General features: G+C 59.8%; 15 protein-coding genes. 7 read left to right on the top strand and 8 right to left on the bottom strand.

Translation table 11 applies throughout. The annotated features are described in order from the left end of the window. Nucleotides 1–88 precede the first annotated feature (88 nt). The gene (locus GDN47_RS19710) at nucleotides 89–712 is read left to right on the top strand and encodes a TetR/AcrR family transcriptional regulator (protein WP_113353148.1); all 624 of its coding nucleotides are present in this window, start codon (nucleotides 89–91) and stop codon (nucleotides 710–712) included. A gap of 224 nt (nucleotides 713–936) precedes the next feature. Next, on the top strand, nucleotides 937–1,704 hold the full coding sequence (locus tag GDN47_RS19705) for a methyltransferase (RefSeq protein WP_173002528.1): 768 nt from the start codon (nucleotides 937–939) through the stop codon (nucleotides 1,702–1,704). A 262-nt stretch (nucleotides 1,705–1,966) separates the two neighbouring features. Here GDN47_RS19705 and GDN47_RS19700 read toward each other — a convergent pair whose 3' ends face one another. The 8 genes from GDN47_RS19700 to GDN47_RS19660 form a co-directional block, all read right to left on the bottom strand. After that, nucleotides 1,967–2,533: an invasion associated locus B family protein gene (locus GDN47_RS19700; RefSeq protein WP_152094057.1), complete on the bottom strand. Its 567-nt coding sequence runs from the start codon at nucleotides 2,531–2,533 to the stop codon at nucleotides 1,967–1,969. A 130-nt stretch (nucleotides 2,534–2,663) separates the two neighbouring features. Then, the gene (locus GDN47_RS19695; RefSeq protein ID WP_152094056.1) at nucleotides 2,664–3,137 is read right to left on the bottom strand and encodes a DUF4189 domain-containing protein; all 474 of its coding nucleotides are present in this window, start codon (nucleotides 3,135–3,137) and stop codon (nucleotides 2,664–2,666) included. Then, nucleotides 3,134–3,829 (bottom strand): hypothetical protein, encoded by a 696-nt coding sequence (locus GDN47_RS19690; protein WP_113353152.1) that lies wholly within the window; start codon nucleotides 3,827–3,829, stop codon nucleotides 3,134–3,136. Before GDN47_RS19690 ends, GDN47_RS19695 begins: the two co-directional genes overlap by 4 nt. A gap of 13 nt (nucleotides 3,830–3,842) precedes the next feature. After that, nucleotides 3,843–4,418 carry an invasion associated locus B family protein gene (locus tag GDN47_RS19685; RefSeq protein ID WP_145634560.1) on the bottom strand — a complete coding sequence of 192 codons (576 nt, stop codon included), beginning with the start codon at nucleotides 4,416–4,418 and terminating at the stop codon, nucleotides 3,843–3,845. 7 nt (nucleotides 4,419–4,425) lie between these two features. Next, a complete protein-coding gene (locus GDN47_RS32825; protein WP_152094055.1) occupies nucleotides 4,426–9,339 on the bottom strand; it encodes a beta strand repeat-containing protein in 4,914 nt (1,637 codons plus the stop codon). Further along, on the bottom strand, nucleotides 9,336–9,785 hold the full coding sequence (locus tag GDN47_RS19675; RefSeq protein ID WP_233788509.1) for a hypothetical protein: 450 nt from the start codon (nucleotides 9,783–9,785) through the stop codon (nucleotides 9,336–9,338). The genes GDN47_RS32825 and GDN47_RS19675 overlap by 4 nt, the downstream gene beginning before the upstream one ends. Before the next feature lie 310 nt (nucleotides 9,786–10,095). Then, nucleotides 10,096–10,980, bottom strand: coding sequence for a helix-turn-helix domain-containing protein (locus tag GDN47_RS19670; RefSeq protein WP_152094054.1), 885 nt, complete (start codon nucleotides 10,978–10,980; stop codon nucleotides 10,096–10,098). 973 nt (nucleotides 10,981–11,953) lie between these two features. Further along, complete coding sequence (locus GDN47_RS19660) at nucleotides 11,954–12,709, bottom strand: GntR family transcriptional regulator (protein WP_113331023.1); 756 nt, start codon at nucleotides 12,707–12,709, stop codon at nucleotides 11,954–11,956. Between the two features lie 130 nt (nucleotides 12,710–12,839). Between GDN47_RS19660 and GDN47_RS19655 the strand changes: the two genes are divergently transcribed. The 5 genes from GDN47_RS19655 to GDN47_RS19635 all read left to right on the top strand — a co-directional run bounded on the left by GDN47_RS19655 (nucleotide 12,840) and on the right by GDN47_RS19635 (nucleotide 19,268). Then, entirely contained in the window at nucleotides 12,840–14,162 is a 1,323-nt protein-coding gene (locus tag GDN47_RS19655; RefSeq protein ID WP_145321585.1) for a M20 family metallopeptidase, read from the top strand. A gap of 12 nt (nucleotides 14,163–14,174) precedes the next feature. Then, nucleotides 14,175–15,725, top strand: a complete 1,551-nt coding sequence (locus tag GDN47_RS19650) for an ABC transporter substrate-binding protein (RefSeq protein ID WP_145321583.1) — start codon at nucleotides 14,175–14,177, stop codon at nucleotides 15,723–15,725. A 118-nt stretch (nucleotides 15,726–15,843) separates the two neighbouring features. Further along, entirely contained in the window at nucleotides 15,844–16,791 is a 948-nt protein-coding gene (locus GDN47_RS19645; RefSeq protein ID WP_152094053.1) for an ABC transporter permease, read from the top strand. Beyond that, nucleotides 16,784–17,614: an ABC transporter permease gene (locus tag GDN47_RS19640; RefSeq protein WP_069614362.1), complete on the top strand. Its 831-nt coding sequence runs from the start codon at nucleotides 16,784–16,786 to the stop codon at nucleotides 17,612–17,614. Before GDN47_RS19645 ends, GDN47_RS19640 begins: the two co-directional genes overlap by 8 nt. Before the next feature lies 1 nt (nucleotide 17,615). Then, the gene (locus tag GDN47_RS19635) at nucleotides 17,616–19,268 is read left to right on the top strand and encodes a dipeptide ABC transporter ATP-binding protein (protein WP_152094052.1); all 1,653 of its coding nucleotides are present in this window, start codon (nucleotides 17,616–17,618) and stop codon (nucleotides 19,266–19,268) included. Nucleotides 19,269–19,271 lie beyond the last annotated feature (3 nt).

Raw genomic sequence — 19,271 nt, 5'->3', positions numbered from 1 at the left:
CCGTTCGGCAGACGAATATTATTGACTGACTAGGAAGTCAATGGAAATTGTCTTGACGCCAAACGACGAATAACGCTCAAGGTGCGATATGCCCGATACGAAAAAGCTGACGCGCGCGGAGCAGAAAGCCCGCCGCCCCGTTCAGATCCTGGATGCTGCGTTTGAGGAGTTCGTCGAACGTGGTTACGTCGCGACGCGCGTCGAAGATATAGCCACCAGGATTGGAGTTACGAAGGGAACCATCTACGTCTACTTCGAGACGAAGGAGCAGCTTTTCGAAGCAATGATCCGGCACATTTCGACGCCCCTCGAAGATCTATTGATAAGCGGAAATGAGCTGAAGGGGACCGCTACGGAGCGGCTTCGGAAAAATATCGAGCTGATCTACGATCTCATAATCAATGATCGCAAATTGCGCGAATTGATGAGGTTCGTCATTGCCGAAGGTTCGCGGTTTCCACATATCGTCGACAGGCACCACGACATATTCATCGATCCTCTCGAACGGCAGATGCAATCCCTTATCGACGAAGGGGTAAAGCTTGGGGAGTTCCGTCAAGCACCAGCGGCGTTCTGCGACGCGGTCGTCGCTCCTGCCATTGCCTTTCTATTCTTCAAGCTTCTTTTCGACGAGCGGCGAACTCTGGACAAGGCAAGCTATGTGAAAGCACATATGGATCTCGTCCTGCATGGGCTGCTTGACCGGCGTTGAACGTGCAATGCTCTTTATGGCCTTGCCGGCCATGGTGCGTCTCGGAACTCAATGCGCCCCTTTCGGCTCTCTGATCTGCTTGGTGGAATCGTTCGTCCGAACAAAAAGCAGACCACTCGTGAGATATTGAGCAGAAAGCTAACCGATGAAACAGCGTATGGCCAAAACTTACGGCGGCAGGCTGGGACGATTATAGCCTTATCGACTGACACATGGAGGACGATATGTCGCCGAATGATTTCGGAAATGTCGGAGGCGCCTATCAGAGATATTCGGAGGGGATACGCGGCAGAATACGACACGAACTGGTGTTCCAGGTGGTTGCTGAACTGACAGCTGCGGGAGGAACGGTTCTGGATATGGGATGTGGCGATGGTGAAATAGCCGTGCGTCTATGCGAGGCGGGTTTCAATGTTCTTGGTGTCGATGCATCGCCCGAAATGCTGCGTCGAGCATATTTGCGTAAGGATCAATTGTCGGAGCGAGCCCGCAATCGACTAGATTTTGCAGTCGGCACTATCGAAAATTTCAAGCCAAAGCAGACATTCGACGCGGTCTGCTGCCACGGAGTGTTGATGTACTTGGATGACAGCGGCGCTGCCATTCAAACATTAGCAAACCATGTCAGTCCCGGCGGCCTGCTTAGTATTCTAACCAAGAATGCACTCTCCAACGGTTTTCGCGAAGCACTCCGAGGAGACTATGAGTTGGCTCGGCAGTTGATCGAGACCGGCGCGGCGAGCCGCATCGGCAATCTCGGCATCAGCACGCGCGGCGACGATCCTTCAACAATTGTTGACTGCATGAAGCAATGTGGTTTCAACGACTGTCAGTGGAGGGGAATCCGCATTTTCTCAGATCACCTCGATGCGGACAGCTTTGACGACAGTATGGCTGATGCACTCATTGCGCTGGAGCAGGCAACCTCGCTGCGCGATCCATATAGGCTAATGGCCCGGCTGTTCCACGCGACGGGTCGAAAAAATCAATAGGTTTGCCACTGAGCTGGTCAAGAGCGAAACGCTGGCGTTATCGTCGCGCCGTTACCTTCCCCGAAAGTCATCGCGCGTCGCCATGCCCGCTTACCGCAACGTGCCGATCGTTGCCGCACAGCTCGGGCGCCATGCCGGCTTGATCGGTGCGGCCAGCCTCATCTTCGATGCCTAGCTGCTGGCAGATAGCTCGTTGTTCGAGAAATAGCTCATCGGGTCTTTGGTGCGGCCACTCGTTCGAGCCGTCCGCACCGTGCACTTTCTATCGGCTGGCCAATGCAACAACGCGATCGGCCGCCGCTGAAAAGCCTTGCAGAGACACCTGGAATCCAAGGGCATTGCCGCCATCGGCAACAACCTTGAGGTTCAAGCGGGAACCGGTTCGCAATTTGGCAAGTGTCGGAGCGTCTATCGGAAGCAAGGCTATACAGCCGTTCGGCAGGCAGGTACGAAAACGCACCGGCTTCAGGGGCGGCTGATCGTCGATATTTGGTGTGACGCCCGAGTCGAGGACAATTCCGAAGGGCAACAGCAGCGTTGCGAGCGCACTACCATCGGGACGCATCTGCATTTCAACGGCGAGCAGTCTTTGACCATTCTGCTGGGTTTGATCCTGCGAGAGCGCACAAGACGCAGCCTTGTCGCGCTGATTGCACGCAACATGCCAATCTTGATAGGTCTCTTGCAGGCTGGACGCGCCGTTCGGCAGAGCCGATTGGGCAAAGGCCAAAGGTGCGGGCGTCAGAGCAAAGCCCGCGGAGATGAAGACGAGTACCGCATAGGATATGCGGCCGATGGTCCGAGATGAAACGAATGTGGAATTTGACAAGGGATAAAATCTCTCAGCTTGAAATATGACCTTGTGCAATCGGTTGCGCAAAAGGCCAAGATAACGGGCTAGCGGCGGCCGCCTTTCAACGGGAGCTGGCGCGCCCAACGGCGGTCACGCTCGAAAGCGTTCAGGTACATACCCACTCCCGCACGCTGCAGCGGGAGCCGGAGCGTTCACATGCCTTAAGCGCGAGGTCTTCGGCTTCGCGACGCGTCGGTGCCGAATTCGCACTCCATGGCGTAACGCGCTTGCCGCCTTCCTTGCCGATGGCAAGGGCGCCGCAATGATTGTAGGGAAAGCCGGTCTTGTCGTCGTCGTCCCAATGCCGATGATTGCGAAATACGCTGACAACGACGCAGCTGTTGCCCTTATCCCGCTCGCAATGCTTGAGGGCGATATCCATGGCTTCCTGGCGCTTGTCGGCTCCCCAGAAGAAGCCGTATTTTTCATCCGGTGCCGAATAGGCGATGGCTGCCCATATGCCGCGCTCTTCAGGCGGGGGAGCCGGCGGCTGCTCTGTAGTGAAGAGATCGGCGGCCCACGGATGGACGGCGGAGACAAGCAGCATGCCTATCGCGGCAATCCCGGATTTCAACCTCATTTTGCGCTCCCTTGGTTTCCTGCTGCCGAAGCCACGGAAATGACGACGCAGCCGCTTCCTGTCGGCAAAAGCATCGCGTCACCGCCATCGTTGCCGAGCTGGTAGACACCGACCTGGTCGAGATTGTTGACGAGCTTGCTTCCATTCGGGAACTTGGCCGAAACTTCCGGGCAAGACATCGTGAACGGTGCAACGCGAACCATTGATCCTTCACAGCCGGATGCGACGGGCGCTGCGAATACGATGCCGGCGGCCGGACCGTTATAGCCCTGTGTGGCATAGTTCATGCCGACAAGCGCTTGTACGGCATGCTTGTCGGCTGCCTCTTTGTTCCACACCGATTGGACATTGTACTGCGTGCCATTGGTCAACAGCTGCCCGAGAACCGGGAAAATCGTCGAGCAGGAATGCAGTCCGGCCTGCTTGGCGTGCTGCAGGAATGGCGTATCGGGCAGCGCCTGATTGGCATCGTTCGCGGCCGCGACCGCCGGCTGGGAGAGAAGATTACCCAAGACATCATATCGTAAGGCGGCATAGCCGCCAGCGGCGACGATTGCGATCGCTAGCACCGAAAGGGCGGCGGTCTTTCGCCAGCTTCGCTTCGGCTTGACTTGCTCGACGGCCAGGTTCTGAATTGCGGCGTCCTTGGTGTTTCGCGACATGATGCGATCGTGAATCGATTGCTGGGTCATTGAAATCCATCCATCACTTTATCGCCTTCACGGCTGTGGAAAGGCCTTTGAGATTTGCGGTCACGCTGATCGTTCTCCCGTCCGCGGTCGGATAGGAAACCGTTGGCGCGGTATTCTTGGAAATCTGCTCGCGCAGTAGGGGTCCGACCGGCAGCATGCCGACGCATACCGTGTTGTTGCAGCCGTTGAACCGGACCTGTATCGGCTCCTTGCGGCCCTCGAATTGCAACAGGATACCGCCGTCGTTTTTGGCAATCGGGGCCGCACGCAAGATCATGTAGGGATCGCCCTTTTTCGTCGCGGCGAGTGACCAGCTGAATGCGACCTGCCCCGCCTCGTTCTCGATGATCTGGGTAACGTTGCAGACCCGCTGGCGAATTTTGAGATTTTCGTCGCAGATCAGCGTCCAGTTTTCGAAGGGACGAATGGTTCGCTGATAATCGCCAGGCCTTACTTCCGGAGGAACAACGACCTCAGACGGCTTTATGCGATACGCGGGAGTGGCAGTCTCCTGTCCGGCTGCAATCGGGCCGAACAAGAGCATGCACATCAGGAAAGTCGGGACGCCGAGAAGCGCTCCTTTGACCATGACAGGCTCAATTCAGAGTGAAGCTGAGGCCAGCGCCGACACCCACCTGGCCGCCGGCTGCCGTACCGGACAAATTCGCCCGGACCCTCCCGTTCTCGCTGGTGTAGCCGGCACCGAAGGCCAAGGCGCCCTCGCCTCTCCACACACCGCCGCCAACTGCTACGCTCACCTTGCCGGGGCGATCGTCATAGCGAAGCGATGCCGCGGCAAGTCCAATCGCGGCTGCCTGTCTCGCTTCCGACCGTACGTCTCCGAGTTCTCGGTTCAATTGCCCGAACTTCTGGTCTGTATAGTTGTTCGCGGAAGCCAGCGTAGTGGCGGCGGCCGTGTCCGCGTAGGATTTGACCTGAGTGATGCTGTCACCCAATTGAGCGACGTTGACGGCATCCGTCGGGGCGACACCCTTGCCGACATTGGAAATGACCACCGGCGCATTCACGTCACCACCCTGCAGCGTGATGCTGTTCTTCTTGCTGCCATCGGGATTGAGATCATAGGTGACGGCGTTCTTGGTGATCGTTCCGACACCCGTCTGCAGGCTGTCGATCGCCTGATTGGTCGCATAAAGCTGCGATCCGTTGATGGCATCGGTGCTGTCGGAAGAAATGCGGCCGGCAGCGACGTTCGTGATGGTTCTTTCAGCCCCTTGGGAACCCACACTCACCGTTCCGACAGGCGTGGTACCGGCGAAATCGTAGTGCTGACCCTGAATATCCGTGCCCGACGTGCCGACAGCAGCCTGTGTTGTGGAACCGGAGCCCAACGCCACATCATTTGCATTGTTGGCCTGCGCCCCCTGGCCGAGGGCAACCGCCCCCTCCCCTGTCGCCGTAGATCCAAGTCCTGCCGCCAGGCTGCTCACGCCGCTGGCGACACTCTGTGGACCGATCGCAACGCTATCGGTGCCGCTGGCGCTGGAATCCGCTAGCGTCGAGTTGGCGTGGAAATACTTGATGCCGCCGCCACTCGTGATGTTGGTCAGCGTGTTATCGACCGCACCGAAGGCATCATAGACCGTATTGTAGTTGTTGCCCTGGATGTTGTAGGTGGGACCGGTGATCGACCCATCCGGGTTTACCGTCGTGCCGCCGCCGATCAGGGTGGTGATGTTGGTGCCGAGGCCCTTGAGCTGGCTGACATTCACTGCATCCGTATTTGCCGAACCGGCAGCAACATTGGTCAGCTTGCGTTCCGAGCCGGCCGAGCCGATCGATACTTCGCCGACGGAGGTTTGCGGGCCAGTAAGGGCAAAGCCGGTGTAGCCGGTTTGAGCGCCCACGGTCGTCACGGATTGTGCGCCGAGAGCGACGCTATTGATGTTGTTGGCTTGCGCGCCGGCGCCGAGCGCCACCGATTGCACGCCCGCAGCCAGCGAGTTCGTGCCGAGGGCCACGCCATCAGCCAGCATGACATGGGCATTCTGGCCGATGGCCGTGCCGCCAGGGGCAACCTGGTCGACGACTGCGCCATTGCCGATGCCGATGCCATTGTCGCCGTTGACGACGGTCGTCGGGCCGACTGCTACCGACTCTGCGCCAACAGCAAGCGAGTCACCCGCCGCTGAATTGGCATGGAAGTATTTGCTTGGTGTCGTCGCCACCGAAGCGATGGCGCCCTGGAGCTGACGAACGGTGACGGCGTCCTGCGCGTTGGTGCCATCAGCCACATTGATGATCTGTCGATAGGCCGTGCTCGAACCGACCGAAACGGCGCCCAGCAGGGTCTTGTCCGTCGTATTGTATTGGATGAAGTTCGTCGGCCCGGCCGCGATCTGGCCCGTGGCCGGTGCGAGGGCGCGATCGGAAACCGAGTCGGAACCGAGGGCAACTCCGCCGACGATGGTGGCTTGGCTTTGTCTTCCAAGTGCCAGGGCATCGCCTGCCGTAGCGGTCGCGTTATAGCCGACCGCCGTGGAGCCGACACCCTGAGCCGAGGAGTCGCTGACGGCAAGCGTGCTGTCATTGGTGCGCACATATCGGATGCCCTTACCGTTTGCATCGGTATAGGTCGTCGATGTGTCACCGGCAAGATTGTTGATCGTATTGCCGAGATTGGTCAGGTTGCCGTTGATGGTGGTGACAGTCGTGCCGAGAGCATCGACCGCCTGGTTGGTGGCGAAGAGCTGCGAACCGTTGATGGCGTCGGTGGACGAGCCGCTGATCCGGCCCGCCGCCACATTGGTGATGGTGCGCTCGGCGCCAACTGCGCCGACGCTGACCGTCGAAGCCGGATTGGTGCCCTGGAAGGCGTAGGTCGTGCCGTTGATCACCGTACTGGCGGTGCCGACGGCGACGTCCGTCACCGAGCCAGAGCCGAGCGCTACGTCGCCTGCGTTGCCGGCGGTAGCACTGGCACCCAGGGCAAGCGCATTCGCGCCACCGGCATTGGCGTTGACGCCCACAGCGGTTGCCTGAACGGCGGTTGCAAACGCGTTCTGGCCGATCGCGGTTGTGGATGTGGCCGTCGCATTGGCATCAGCGCCCATGGCGGTACTAAAATCACCCGTCGCCTTGGCTATGTATCCAAACGCCGAAGAGTCGAGACCTGAGGCACCCGAAGCGTTGCCGGCGGCGATGGCATTCGCCCCGGACGCGACCGAGAGAGGTCCGATCGCGACCGATTCCGCACCCGTAGCAGATGAGTCCGTCCCCGCCGAATTGGCGTGGAAATACTTGATGCCGCCGCCCGTGGTGATGTTGTTGACCGTCGTGCCGATGGCATCGACCGCCTGGTTGGTGGCAAAAAGCTGCGAACCGTTGACGGCGTCGGTGGACGAATTGCTGATCCGGCCCGCCGCCACATTGGTGATGGTGCGCTCGGCACCAACGGCGCCGACGCTGACCGTCGAAGTCGGGTTGGTGCCCTGATAGGCGTAGGTCGTGCCGTTGACCACCCCACTGGCCGTGCCGACCGCCGTGGAGGTCGAGGAGCCCGAGCCCAAGGCCACGTCGCCGGAACTCGCCGCCGCCGTTGCGCCGTTACCCAAGGCGACGTTGCCGACGAAGCCAGATGCCCCCGCCGTGGAGCCGTTGCCGAGCGCAACCGAGCCCTGGCCGATTGCCTTGTTGTTGTTGCCGATCGCGACCGCGCCGGCGGCCTGGTTGGCGGCAGTGGCAGTTGCCGTGCCATCGCTGTTGGCAATATTGTTGGCGCCGCCGGTGAAGGCGCCGGTGCCGCTCGCATAGCTCGGATCGCCGATCGCAACGGCGCCATCGCCGTAAGCGGAATTGCCGTAGCCGATTGCGACGGCTTGACCGCCATCGGCGATCGCGCCCGTGCCGATGGCGACGGAATCGTCGGAGAGCGAGCCGGCGGCGGTGCCGATGGCGATCCCGTTCACGCCTTGTGACACCGCGCCCGAACCGAGTGCAGTCGAGGCTGCTGCTGTCGCGACAGCCGACGTGCCAATGGCGGTCGAGTCATCCCCTCCGGCATTGGCGATACGGCCAGCGGCGAACGCGCGATTACCGGTGGCCTTGGCCGCCGATCCGATCGCTGTCGCATAGTCGGCTCCCCCGTTCGCGTTAATGCCCAAAGCGACCGACTGAAGCCCGCTGGAGACCGACCCGCCGCCGATTGCCGTGCTGCTCACACCACTGGCGGTGGAGGACTCGCCTAAAGCAAGGGTGTTTGACTGGCTCGCGTTCGCGTTCGGGCCTAATGCAACTGCATTGATGGCGGTAGCCTGTGCTACATAACCTATGGATACGGCCCCAGTGCCTGAGGCATTCGCACCGGCACCAACCGCAGCGGATAAATTGGACGCGGAGTTTGCGTTGTTGCCGAGAGCGATGCCGGAGGTCGCACCGTTTGCGACGACTGCGCCCGAACCTATCGCAACGGCACCGCCGGCAGCGATTGCTTGTGCCTGGTTACCTAAGGCAACCCCGAAGGCTCCCGACGCGACGGTAGTAGGACCGATGGCGAGCGAATTGGTTCCGGAGGCGGCGGCTGACGTGCCAAGGGCGATGGTATCGGTGTTCGAGGCGGCGGCGAGATAACCCATGGACGAGCCTCTCAAGCCGGAAGCGGTCGCCCCATTTCCGACTGCGGTGGACTGGTTGGCCGACGCGGTCGCTGACGTGCCGAAGGCACTGGCTCCAGTCCCCGTAGCCGATGAGCTGGAACCAACCGCATTCGCCCACGCTCCCGTGGCCGTCGCGGCGGAGCCTAACGCAACAGACTCGAACGTGAAGCCGGAAGGAGCAGTGCCGCTTGCATTGGCATTGGTGCCGATGGCAATCGGAGAGCCGCCGCCTGTTCCAGCGTTAGCCTTGGACCCGACGCCCATGGCGATGGCGGCACCGTTTGACGATGAGGCGTTGGAGGACAATCCAACCGCTATCGAGGCGCCTCCGGAAGCGCTCGCAGTCGAGCCGAGGGCGACGGCGTTCGCTCCATTTGCCGTGGTGTTGACACCAAAGGCCGAAGCGCCGTCCTTCAATGCGCGGGCATTTCCACCCACGGCAAGAGCATTGACGCCGGTGGCGTTCGCGAAAACACCCATGCCTATGGCATTGAGGCCATTGACACCCATCGAATAGCCGATGGCGATCGAAGCATCCCCCGTCGCACTATTGGAGGTACCCAACGCGATGCTGTTCGGATTATTCGCTACGGTACCGTTACCGATAGCGACGGCGTTGCCGCCGGTCGCCGTGCCGCCGCCGGCGGCATACTGCGCCAGAGCCGGCGTGGCGATGCCCCCGAATACGATCGCTCCCAGTGCCGCCACTCCACCAACACCCAGCATCCCGTGCCCCAGACGGCTCCGCTTGAAGCCGAGCACGCGAGATGCCATCCGCAGCACCGCCATCAGCCGACGGCGAACCAGGCGATTGCCATCACCGCCCGAAATCCAGCTTCGTGCAAATCCGACACGCGATTTAGTCTGCAGATGTTCCCCAACGCACTCGCTCATGCTGCTTTCTCCTCGCTGCTATCTGGACGACCGAGCGCGCGTGAACCCGCATCTGCGGCTGTGTCGTCATTGAAATTGTGCGCTTCCTGAAGCGCACGACCCATTTTGGCGGCCTGACTTTCGAGCTGTTCGCGCACGGTGTCGGCCCATGGCTGCGTCAGTTCCGGAACGGAATACAACGCAGCGTCAGCCCGATCGGGCGGAAGCTTCATCGTCACCAGGGCGCGGCAGACATCGAAATGGAATAATGGTTCTCCTTCCCCATAGGCCGGAGAGGTCAAACCAAAGACAAGGCAGGCGAATAGATAATCGACTTCCGGGCCGGTCAGGCGGCTGGCATATCGTTCTTGCAAGGCAGTCCAGGCTACCTCGATTTTCGGAGCAAAGATTTCAAATTCAGGGAATTGAATGTCCATGAAGCACCGGATGGTTACCAGCACGAACATGGCCTTATTTCAGCACAACGGTATTTTAGAAAATTCCGGATTTTTTTTAGGAAATTACGGTTTTTTGCTTAGCCGGTTGCAGGTGTAACCGCTTTGCCACACTTAACCTAAAGCTGTTCCGCATGAAGAGGCGAATCGCCTGATGATCGGCGCCAAACGATTCTTTTCATTCCGAAAATCTCTTCTGCCGCGTGAGCAGAAAAACCCCATGCCACATACGCCTCTCGGTCAGCCCCCGGAAAAACATGGGTTACGGAATATTCGAATTGGCTTGGAACGAATCCGGGGGTTGCCTACAAAACCCGCGCGGTTATCGCATGTATCGAAGCTCCGTCGGCGTCCGTCCACGGTATCTCTTCATCGTGGTCGCCAGGTGGCTTTGATCCGAAAACCCTGTCATGTAGGCGATTTCCACAATCGCGATCTCGCCTTCGGCGAGCAGCTTTTCCGCAAGATCCAAGCGCAGATTTATCAGATACCGGTGTGGAGGCATGCCAAAGGTCTTGGCGAACCTCACGATGAAATGGTTGGGCGAAATGCCAGCGACCGCCGCAAGTTCAGCGACGTGAACCTTTTCGGTGAAATGTTCGCGAAGATACTCTTCCACGCGTCGAGCGCTTTTCGCGGAGAGCCCTCCCCTGGGCGACGGAAGCTGTCTCATATTGTTCGCATAGGTACGGAGAAGATGGGTACTAAACAGCGTAACCAATGAATCCAGATAGAGTTCATTCGGAGTTGCTTTCCCGGTTAGCTCGACGGAAATCCTCTGCGCTATGCCGAGGGCGACAGGATCGACGGTTCCAAATGCTGGAGGTTCGAGTTCTACGTCGGCAAGGTCAAACTCCTGGAGCGCCAGCTCGGACAAAATTTGGGGAGGAATCGCGACCACCAGATTTTCCCTGGTTTCCGACCAGGCAAGAGTGCTGTCCACGCCGGCGGGATTGATGATGAGGCAGCCAACAGGCGCGTCATACTGGGTGATCTTGTCGCTGCCGAGAGACGCTCGCAAGCCACGCATGGGAGCCAATACGATTCCCATCGCATGTTCTTTGGCCAGGAACGTTTGTGATCCAGGCTCGCGAACGGAGCTGATGACGCTCCCCCGCATGGTGGCCTTTCTCGGACCCGCGCTTTCGGGAATTATGTCGAACACATATCGATCGGTACGTTCCCGCACCTCACCCGCATAGTCCATTCTTCATCGCCCCGCCCGAACGAAATCATGCAATTGCTAGCAAGCAGCCGAGATCCCAATATCAGCCGAGATCTCATTATTCCCAACACTGCCCGCCGGATACCGCCGTAAACCAGCTTATAGCGCAAGATTAAATAGTATAATTCACTGAGTTTGGAAGGGGGGATACGCATATGGTAAAGAAAGAATGACGCGGTAAAAACACGTCAATCTTTAGCGCGGACAAATATATCCACGCACTTCGATAGATGGTTGCAGTCGGACTAAACCTTTGTTCACGTCGAAGTAGAAAAAACGATTGTGGGGCGGCTGTGACCGCTAAAGATCGCCTCGGCGCTTTTCATATAAGTCCCAAGCGACATCCACCATCGCTAGAAGAACATCCTTCTGATTCCATCCAGCGGCAGCCGCGGCCCGAACGATTTCACTAACTATAGGCTGCAATTGGCGCTGGCACTCGTTTGAAATGTCATCGGCCCCGTTTCCTACAGGTGGTTCACTAAATTTGAATTCTGCCATTCGCGCTCTCGCAGCCTTAATATATGTCAGCTATCACATTCCCAACATAAAATAAATCCGTAAGGACGCCCCGAGATTTTCATAGCCCCGGACCTAGTCACACTATCGCTATGCTGTAATCAAGCCAAACTTCATTACAACCATTAACTCTATATCATTGGGCAACTCGCACAGTGAGCAGCAAGTGATACAAGAAGAACGGAAGTTATTCTGCCGCCCCGACGAAAGAGCTGAAAGACGCGGCGGCAAATCTCCAAAGCCGATCGTCAGGCCGAAATCCTCAACGAAGGGGTCTGTGCCTTCGAAATCGCGAACATTGCGTACCATGACACTCAAACCGTGAACGAGCGCAGACGGGCCTTCTGGATTTCGCGCAGATGGCAGGCGCACCCGCAACGGGTTAATGCGGCCCGGGTCTTCGGATTGTGGTGCCGGAGAGCTAGCCTATCGCCCGCTATTGGACCTCATGCACATAGCGATGGCTTCTGGTCGTCGCACGATGTTTTGCGACGAGAACCGGAACCGCGGATTGATCATAGGCCACTTCGTCGATCGTCAGCACGGCGCTGGGCATGCTCAACTGCAACAGCCGGCAATCCTCCTCCGTCGCCATGTCGGCGGCAATCTGCTCTCTGACGGCGGAAATGCGAATCCCGTAGCGATCGAGAAGGAAGAGATAAAGAAGGGAGGGAATCTCCTCCTTCTTATCGGGAAACTCCGGCAGCATGCTCGCCGAAAGTGCCATGACTTCATGCATGACCGGCTTGCCTCCGACGCTGCGCAGCCGGTGAATCGAGATGACTTCAGCCGCATCGTCAAGCCGCAGTCCGGCCCGCTCTTCTTCGTTCGCCCCACGGCGTTTCAGCGAAAGAATGTCGGATGTTGAGTTTTGCAGCGAACCGTCGAGCCCGTGCAGACGAAAATACTGGAAGAAAAAGCGAAGGCTGTGCTGCGGCGTGCGACCGGTGACCACCGTCCCCGTCTTGCGCCGGCGGCTGAGCAAGCCCTCATTGGTCAGGTCCTGCAGGGCACGCCTGATCGTGCCGACAGCAACTCCAAACTTTTGCGACAGCGCGATCTCGCTCGGCAGCACGGTCCCGGCCGGCCATTTGCCCATCATGATTGCTTCCGTGATCTGACGTTTCACGACTTCGTAGAGCGGAACGGAGAGCTCGGATGCACGCGGTACATCTGCTGAAAATTTGGGCATTTCGCGCAATTATTTGCCTCTTATTTGGAGTTGACTCGAAGCGTGAGCGGCAGCATCATTACTATATAGTTTATATAAATACGAGTGCGGAACCTCCATGTGTTTCTGCGCGTCTTTTCGGAATTCGAGCATGCGCGATCAAATCTTGTCATCTTTCGAGGAGCCATTTGCAAGCGCCTTGAAAATCATTGAAGAGACCGTCGAAAGCGCTGTCAGCGACCTCGCGCGGATGGTGGCGATCGATACCTCTTTTCCGCCCGGAGACGGCTATCCCGCTTTTGCGGCGCTGATGTCGGGCCTGCTGGAACCCATGGGCTTTCATTGCCGGGAGGTTACCGTGCCGGAAGAGCTATGGCGGGTCAGCAATGGCCCTGCCCAAGGGCCGCGGGTTAATCTCATTGCCGAGCGATCCGGCAGCAAGCCGATTTGCGGGTTGTACTACCACGTCGACACGGTTCCGGCCGCCCCTGCCTGGCAACAGGATCCGCTCTGTCTTCGCCGCGAAGGCCAACGCCTCTTCGGGCTTGGAGCGGCGGACATGAAAGGCACCATCGCGGCGACCCTCCTTGCGCTGCGTGCCGCCGATGCGTGTGGGGTCGAGCTTGCCTACGATCCGATGCTGCTCCTCTGCACCGATGAGGAAGGCGGCCTCTATCCGGGAATCCGATATCTCGCCGAGCAGGGCATGCTCAAGGGACATATCGTCAATTTCAACGGTTCGGCGGCACCACGCATCTGGGCGGGCTGCTTCGGCGTCTTCAATCTTCAGATCACTATTCGCGGCCATGCGGTTCACGCGGGCGAAGGCAACCGCACCGGCTCGGGCATCAATGCCATCGACGGAGCCCTTCCGCTTCTGAATGCCTTGCACGCCTTGAAGCCGCAGGTGGCTGCCTTCGCATCCGCCTTGCCAGCGCCGCCGCATGCGAGCGGACCGCTGCGGCCACAGCTTTCCATCGCCGCCATCAATGGCGGTACGTCGGGAGGACAGGTTCCCGCGGAGCTGAAGATCCTCGTCAGCCGCCGTTACGCACCCGAGGAAAGTTACGAAACGGCAAGGGCTGAGATCGAAGAGCTCGTGCGCACCGTCATGGCAAAATCGCCCGAGCTGCGCGTCGAGATCGATCTTGTCGGCCATCTTATTCCGACCTCAGACCCGGACGGTCCGCATTGGCCGCGCTGGCAGAAGGCGCTCAGCCTCGGCTTCGGCTATCAGGATTCCGATTTCAGCAAATGGGGTGCCGCCAGCTGCTCCGATTTCGGCTACGTGCAGCAAACGGGTGCGATGCAGGAAGTCCTGCTCGGCGGCCTTGGACGTCCGGAGAGCTGCATCCATAGCGCCGACGAACATACGACGACCACGGATATCGTCGCGCTGGCGCAGAGCATCCTTGCCTATCTCGCCCGCGACTTTGAGACCGGCCTTATTCCAGAACACGCACCATCAAAATAAGGGAACATCGCAATGCTGAAGCTGAATCGACGTCATTTCCTGGCGAGCACCGCCGCCATTCTGGCAACGCCCGCCATCGGCTTTGCTCAGGCCACCGTTCCAGCCAAGGGCGGCACATTGCGCATTTCCGTCGATCAGGCCGCAAGCGTGATCCATCCGCTGCTGACGCGCGTCAACCCGGAATACATGGTCACCGAGTTGCTCTACAGCAATCTGACCCGGCTGAAGGTCGATATGTCGGTCGAGCCGGATCTTGCCGAAAGCTGGAGCGCCAACGATGCGCTGACGGAATGGACCTTCAAGCTGCGTAGCGGCGTCAAGTTCCATGACGGATCGCCGCTGACCGCAAACGATGTCGTCCAGAGCTTCAAGGCAATCCTTGATCCGAAGAACGCTTCGCCGGCACTCAACAATGTCGGCCCGATCGCCGATGTGATCGCAGTCGATCCTCTGACCGCCGTCTTCAAGCTTTCGACCCCTTACGCTGACTTCCCAGTGGCGACAGCCTACACGGTCGCGCGCATCATCCCAGCCTCCATCGCCACAGGCGACTTCAAGAAGCTGTCGACCACGGCCGTCGGCACCGGCCCGTTCAAGCTTGTCTCCTACGAACCCGACCGTCTGATCGTCGTCGAGCGCAATCCCGATTATTACGATCCGAAGCGTCCCTATCTAGATCGCGTCGAAATCCAGGTCTTTCCGGATACCTCGGCGCAGACCTCGGCCCTGCTTGCCGGCGATATCGACATCATTTCGACCGTGCAGCCGACCGAATATCTGCGGATGAAGGACGCCCAAGGCGTCAATCCGCTGCGCGTGCCGTCGGGCCAGTTCTGCAACATCAATTTCGGCTGCGACACAAAGCCCTTCAACGATGCCCGCGTTCGTCGCGCGCTGGCGCTTACCGTCGACCGGCAGGCGATGGTCGACTTCGTCACCGAAGGCTTCGGCACGCCGGGTAACGATACCGCCCTCAATTCCTCCTATCGCTTCTATGCCGACCTGCCGCTGCGCCAGGCCAATATCGAGGAAGCCAAGAAGCTGCTGGCCGAGGCCGGTTATCCGAACGGCTTCGAGGCGACGCTGATTGCATCGGACAAGCCGAGCCAGCGCACCCAGCTCGCCGTCGCATTGCGCGAGATGGCGAAGGAAGCCGGCATCAACATCAACGTCCAGACGATGCCGCACGCGACCTATCTCGAACAGGTGTGGAAGAAGGGCAGTTTCTATGTCGGCTTCTACAACATGCAGCCGACGGCGGATGCGATCTTCAAGCTGCTCTACACCTCCGATGCCGCTTGGAATGAAACGCGCTGGAACAATGCCGCCTTCGACAAGGTCGTCAACCAAGCGCGCGGCATCACCGACGAAGCCAAGCGCAAGGAGCTTTATGCCGAGGCGCAGAAGCTGATGAATGAGGACGTTCCTTCCATCATTCCGGTCTTCTTCGATGTTCTCGCCGCCAAGCGGGATTGGGTCGCCGGTTTCGAGGTCCATCCGCGCGCTTCCGTCTTCCGTCTCGATTACGTCTCCTTGACGGACAAGGCGCCGAAGCGGAGCTGATAGCACCTGCGAGCTGAATGAGCGTCGCGAGGCCAACGACCTTCGCGACGCATCCCATAGCAAGAAGATCGGCGCTTATGTTGAAGCGACCGGTCGCTCCAACACCAGGAAATGGCCCTTGTCACCGAACTATCTCCTGAAGCGGCTTTTGATGATCGTTTACACGCTCTTCATCGTGTCGCTCGTCGTCTTCGCGATCACCCAGGTCCTGCCGGCGGATGCCGCCGTGATGATGCTTGGCGAGAACGCCACCGACCAGGCGCTTGAGGCACTGCGCCAGCATATGGGATTGAACGATCCCGTCTGGCTGCAATATCTGCATTGGCTGGGCGGCGTCCTGCATGGCGATTTCGGCCAGTCGCTGCGCACCGGCCAGCCGGTCGGGCCGGCCATGCTCCAGGCTCTCGGCCGCTCGCTTCTACTCGCCGTGCTCTCCATCGCCTTGATGCTCGCGCTTGCCATACCGCTCGGTGTCCTCGCAGCGATCCGCCGCGGCAAGCTCGCCGACATGATCGTCAGCCTCATCTCCTATGCCGGCGTATCGCTGCCGGAATTCGTGACGGCGACGCTCGCGGTGCTCTTCGTCTCCGATTGGGCGAAGCTTTTGCCACCGACAGGCTATGTGCCACTGACCGAGAATTTTGTCGACGGCCTTGCCCACCTGGTGCTGCCGGTTTGCGTGGTGTCGATCATCCTCATCGCGCATGTCTCTCGCATGGTGCGTTCCGAACTCGTCGATGTGCTGCATACCGATTACATCCGCGCGGCTCGGCTAAAGGGTCTTTCCACGTCAAGAGTGCTGTTCGGTCATGCGCTGCGCAACGCCCTGCTGCCGACCATCACCGTCGTCGCGCTCGATGTCGGCTATCTCCTCGGCGGCATCATCGTCGTAGAGGAAATCTTCGCACTTCCCGGCATCGGCAGGCAGTTGATCGTCGCCATCCAGACGCGCGACCTGCCGGCAATCCAGGCCGGCGTGCTGCTCATGGCGGCAACCTATTCCATCGTCAATTTCGCCGCCGACATTCGCTACGCATGGCTCGACAAGAGGATCCAGTATGATTGAGCTTCTCAAACGGCTGCTGCGCACGCCGCAGGGCGCGGTCGGCCTTGTCCTGGTCGTCCTCGTCTTCATCGTCGTCGTCTTCGGTCCCTGGCTTGCTCCACGCGATCCGGAAGCCATGTCGATCCTTGCCCGCTATAAGGGACCGAGCGCGAATTTCCTTCTCGGCACCGACCAATACGGCCGCGATATCTTGAGTCGCCTGCTGATCGGTGCGCGCTCGACCGTAACGATGGCGGTCTTCGCCACGCTTGCCGGCACGCTTGCCGGAGCCCTCATCGGAACGGTATCCGCCTTCCTGGGCGGCCGCGCCGACGAATTCATCATGCGCACCATCGATGCGATCATGGCAATCCCGAACCTTCTGTTCGCGCTGCTGATCGTCAATCTGCTCGGGTCCAGCAGCATCAATGCGCTTGTCGCCGTCGCCGTCGCCTTCGCGCCGGGCATGGCGCGCATCACTCGCAGCGTAGCCCTTGCCGTGCGCAAGCAGGACTATGTGAGCGCGGCGATCGCCCGCGGCGAAAGCTCGCGTTACATCATCCTGCGCGAAATGCTGCCGAATGTCGTCGCACCCATCGTGGTGGAAACGACGATCCGCGTTTCCTTCGCCGTCATGCTGTTCGCGACGCTGAGCTTCCTTGGTCTGGGCGCCCAGCCGCCCGCCACCGAATGGGGGCTGATGGTCTCGGAGGCGAGACAATACATGCACCTCAGCGCCGGCATCCTGATCTGGCCGAGTCTCGCCATCGCCATTGTCGCCATCGGCTTCAATCTTCTCGGCGACGGCCTGCGCGATGCGCTCAACCCGCGCACCGGAGGCTGAGATGACAGAAACGGCAAGCAATATCGTCCTACAGGTCTGCAATTATTCGCTCGACTATCTGACGGCGGGCGGCGTGTTTCATGCGCTCAAGAATATCGATCTCCAAGTCGGAGCCGGCGAGATTCTCGGCCTCGTCGGTGAGTCCGGCTCGGGCAAAACCTCGATGGCCTGGTCGATCATGCGCTATCTGCCGGCGAACGCTCGGGAGGTCGGTGGCGACATCCGGCTTCGCGGCGAGGATCTAACGGCGAAATCGCCAGCCGAGGTCAATCGCATGCGGGGCAAACGGATCAGCATGGTGTTCCAGGACCCCGGCACCTCGCTCAACCCGACGCTCTCGCTTGGCACGCAGCTCACGGAAACGCTGAGGCGCCATCGCGGCCTGACCGCAAGGCAGGCGTGGAACGAAGGCGAAGCCATGCTGGATCGCGTCGGCCTTAAAAGCCCCGCGGACATGATGAAGCGCATGCCGCACGAGGCATCCGGCGGCGAAAAGCAGCGCGTGGTTATCGCCACCGCCTTTGCCTGCAATCCGGAATGCATCATCTTCGACGAGCCCACGACGGCGCTCGATGTCATCACCTCCCGTCAGATCCTCGACCTCTTCCTCGACCTGCAGGCCGAGACGGGCGTCGCCTCGCTCTATATCTCGCATGATCTCGCCTTGCTGTCGCGCACCGCGAAACGGGTCGCCGTCATCCGGCGCGGCGAAATCGTCGAGCAGGGAGCGGTCGACTCGATCTTCCATGCGCCGCAGCATGATTATACGCGCCACCTGACCGCCGCGGTGCCGCGGCCGAGCGACCGCCGTACGCAGACACGCCCGTCCTATGAGGACCAGCCGTTGATGAAGGTCGAGAATGTCAGCGTGCATTACGGCCGCAAGCCGTTCCTGTCGACGCTGACCGGCCGGTCCTTCGAGCGCTTCGCGGGCAATCGTGCCGTCAGCCTCAGCGTGCAGCCGGGAGAGATCCTCGGCATCGTCGGGGAATCAGGCTCCGGCAAATCGACGCTTGCCAAGGCAATGACCGGGCTCAATCCCTTCGAGGGCCGGATGACTTTCGCCGGGCGGACGATTTCAGGCCTTGCCGACATGGACAAATCCTATCGCAAGAACGTCCAGATGATCTTCCAGCATCCGGACGCCTCGCTCAATCCGCGCCAGAAGATTCGCGAAATCCTGGCGCGGCCGCTGAAACTCTATGGCGAAGGCGAGAATGGGGCCATCGCCCAACGGATCGGCGACATGCTTGAGCAGGTGCGCCTGCCGCGTAGCCATGCTGATCGCTATCCACATCAGCTCTCCGGCGGCGAAAAGCAGCGCGTCGCCATCGCGCGCGCCTTCGCATCCAGACCGAAGCTGGTGATCTGCGATGAGATCACCTCGGCGCTCGACGTCTCGGTGCAGGCCTCCATCATCGAGCTGCTGCTGGAACTGCATCGCGAACATTCCACCGCCTTCCTCTTCATCACCCACGACCTCAACCTCATTTGTCAGATCGCGCACCGCATCGCGGTGATGTATCGCGGCGATCTCCTCGAAGTCGTGCCGGCGGAAGACATCACCAGCCCCGAGCGGGCCGACTATACGCGCCGGCTGCTTGCCGCGGTCCCGACGCCTGTCGGCGCCGCACCTACAGAACAAGACTTCTAAGGA

The organism is Martinezella dioscoreae (genome assembly GCF_009176305.1).
GTDB lineage: Bacteria > Pseudomonadota > Alphaproteobacteria > Rhizobiales > Rhizobiaceae > Rhizobium > Rhizobium dioscoreae.
The sequence above is the reverse complement of the archived record's forward strand: the minus strand, read 5'-3'. Positions and strand labels throughout refer to the sequence as shown.

What these genes read in the sequence shown, in the direction of transcription:
- GDN47_RS19710 (WP_113353148.1), top strand. Translation starts at nt 89, where the DNA reads ATGCCCGATACGAAAAAGCTGACGCGCGCGGAGCAGAAAGCCCGCCGC.
- GDN47_RS19705 (WP_173002528.1), top strand. Translation starts at nt 937, where the DNA reads ATGTCGCCGAATGATTTCGGAAATGTCGGAGGCGCCTATCAGAGATAT.
- GDN47_RS19695 (WP_152094056.1), bottom strand. Translation starts at nt 3,137, where the DNA reads ATGAGGTTGAAATCCGGGATTGCCGCGATAGGCATGCTGCTTGTCTCC.
- GDN47_RS19690 (WP_113353152.1), bottom strand. Translation starts at nt 3,829, where the DNA reads ATGACCCAGCAATCGATTCACGATCGCATCATGTCGCGAAACACCAAG.
- GDN47_RS19685 (WP_145634560.1), bottom strand. Translation starts at nt 4,418, where the DNA reads ATGGTCAAAGGAGCGCTTCTCGGCGTCCCGACTTTCCTGATGTGCATG.
- GDN47_RS32825 (WP_152094055.1), bottom strand. Translation starts at nt 9,339, where the DNA reads ATGAGCGAGTGCGTTGGGGAACATCTGCAGACTAAATCGCGTGTCGGA.
- GDN47_RS19675 (WP_233788509.1), bottom strand. Translation starts at nt 9,785, where the DNA reads ATGTTCGTGCTGGTAACCATCCGGTGCTTCATGGACATTCAATTCCCT.
- GDN47_RS19670 (WP_152094054.1), bottom strand. Translation starts at nt 10,980, where the DNA reads ATGGACTATGCGGGTGAGGTGCGGGAACGTACCGATCGATATGTGTTC.
- GDN47_RS19660 (WP_113331023.1), bottom strand. Translation starts at nt 12,709, where the DNA reads ATGCCCAAATTTTCAGCAGATGTACCGCGTGCATCCGAGCTCTCCGTT.
- GDN47_RS19655 (WP_145321585.1), top strand. Translation starts at nt 12,840, where the DNA reads ATGCGCGATCAAATCTTGTCATCTTTCGAGGAGCCATTTGCAAGCGCC.
- GDN47_RS19650 (WP_145321583.1), top strand. Translation starts at nt 14,175, where the DNA reads ATGCTGAAGCTGAATCGACGTCATTTCCTGGCGAGCACCGCCGCCATT.
- GDN47_RS19640 (WP_069614362.1), top strand. Translation starts at nt 16,784, where the DNA reads ATGATTGAGCTTCTCAAACGGCTGCTGCGCACGCCGCAGGGCGCGGTC.
- GDN47_RS19635 (WP_152094052.1), top strand. Translation starts at nt 17,616, where the DNA reads ATGACAGAAACGGCAAGCAATATCGTCCTACAGGTCTGCAATTATTCG.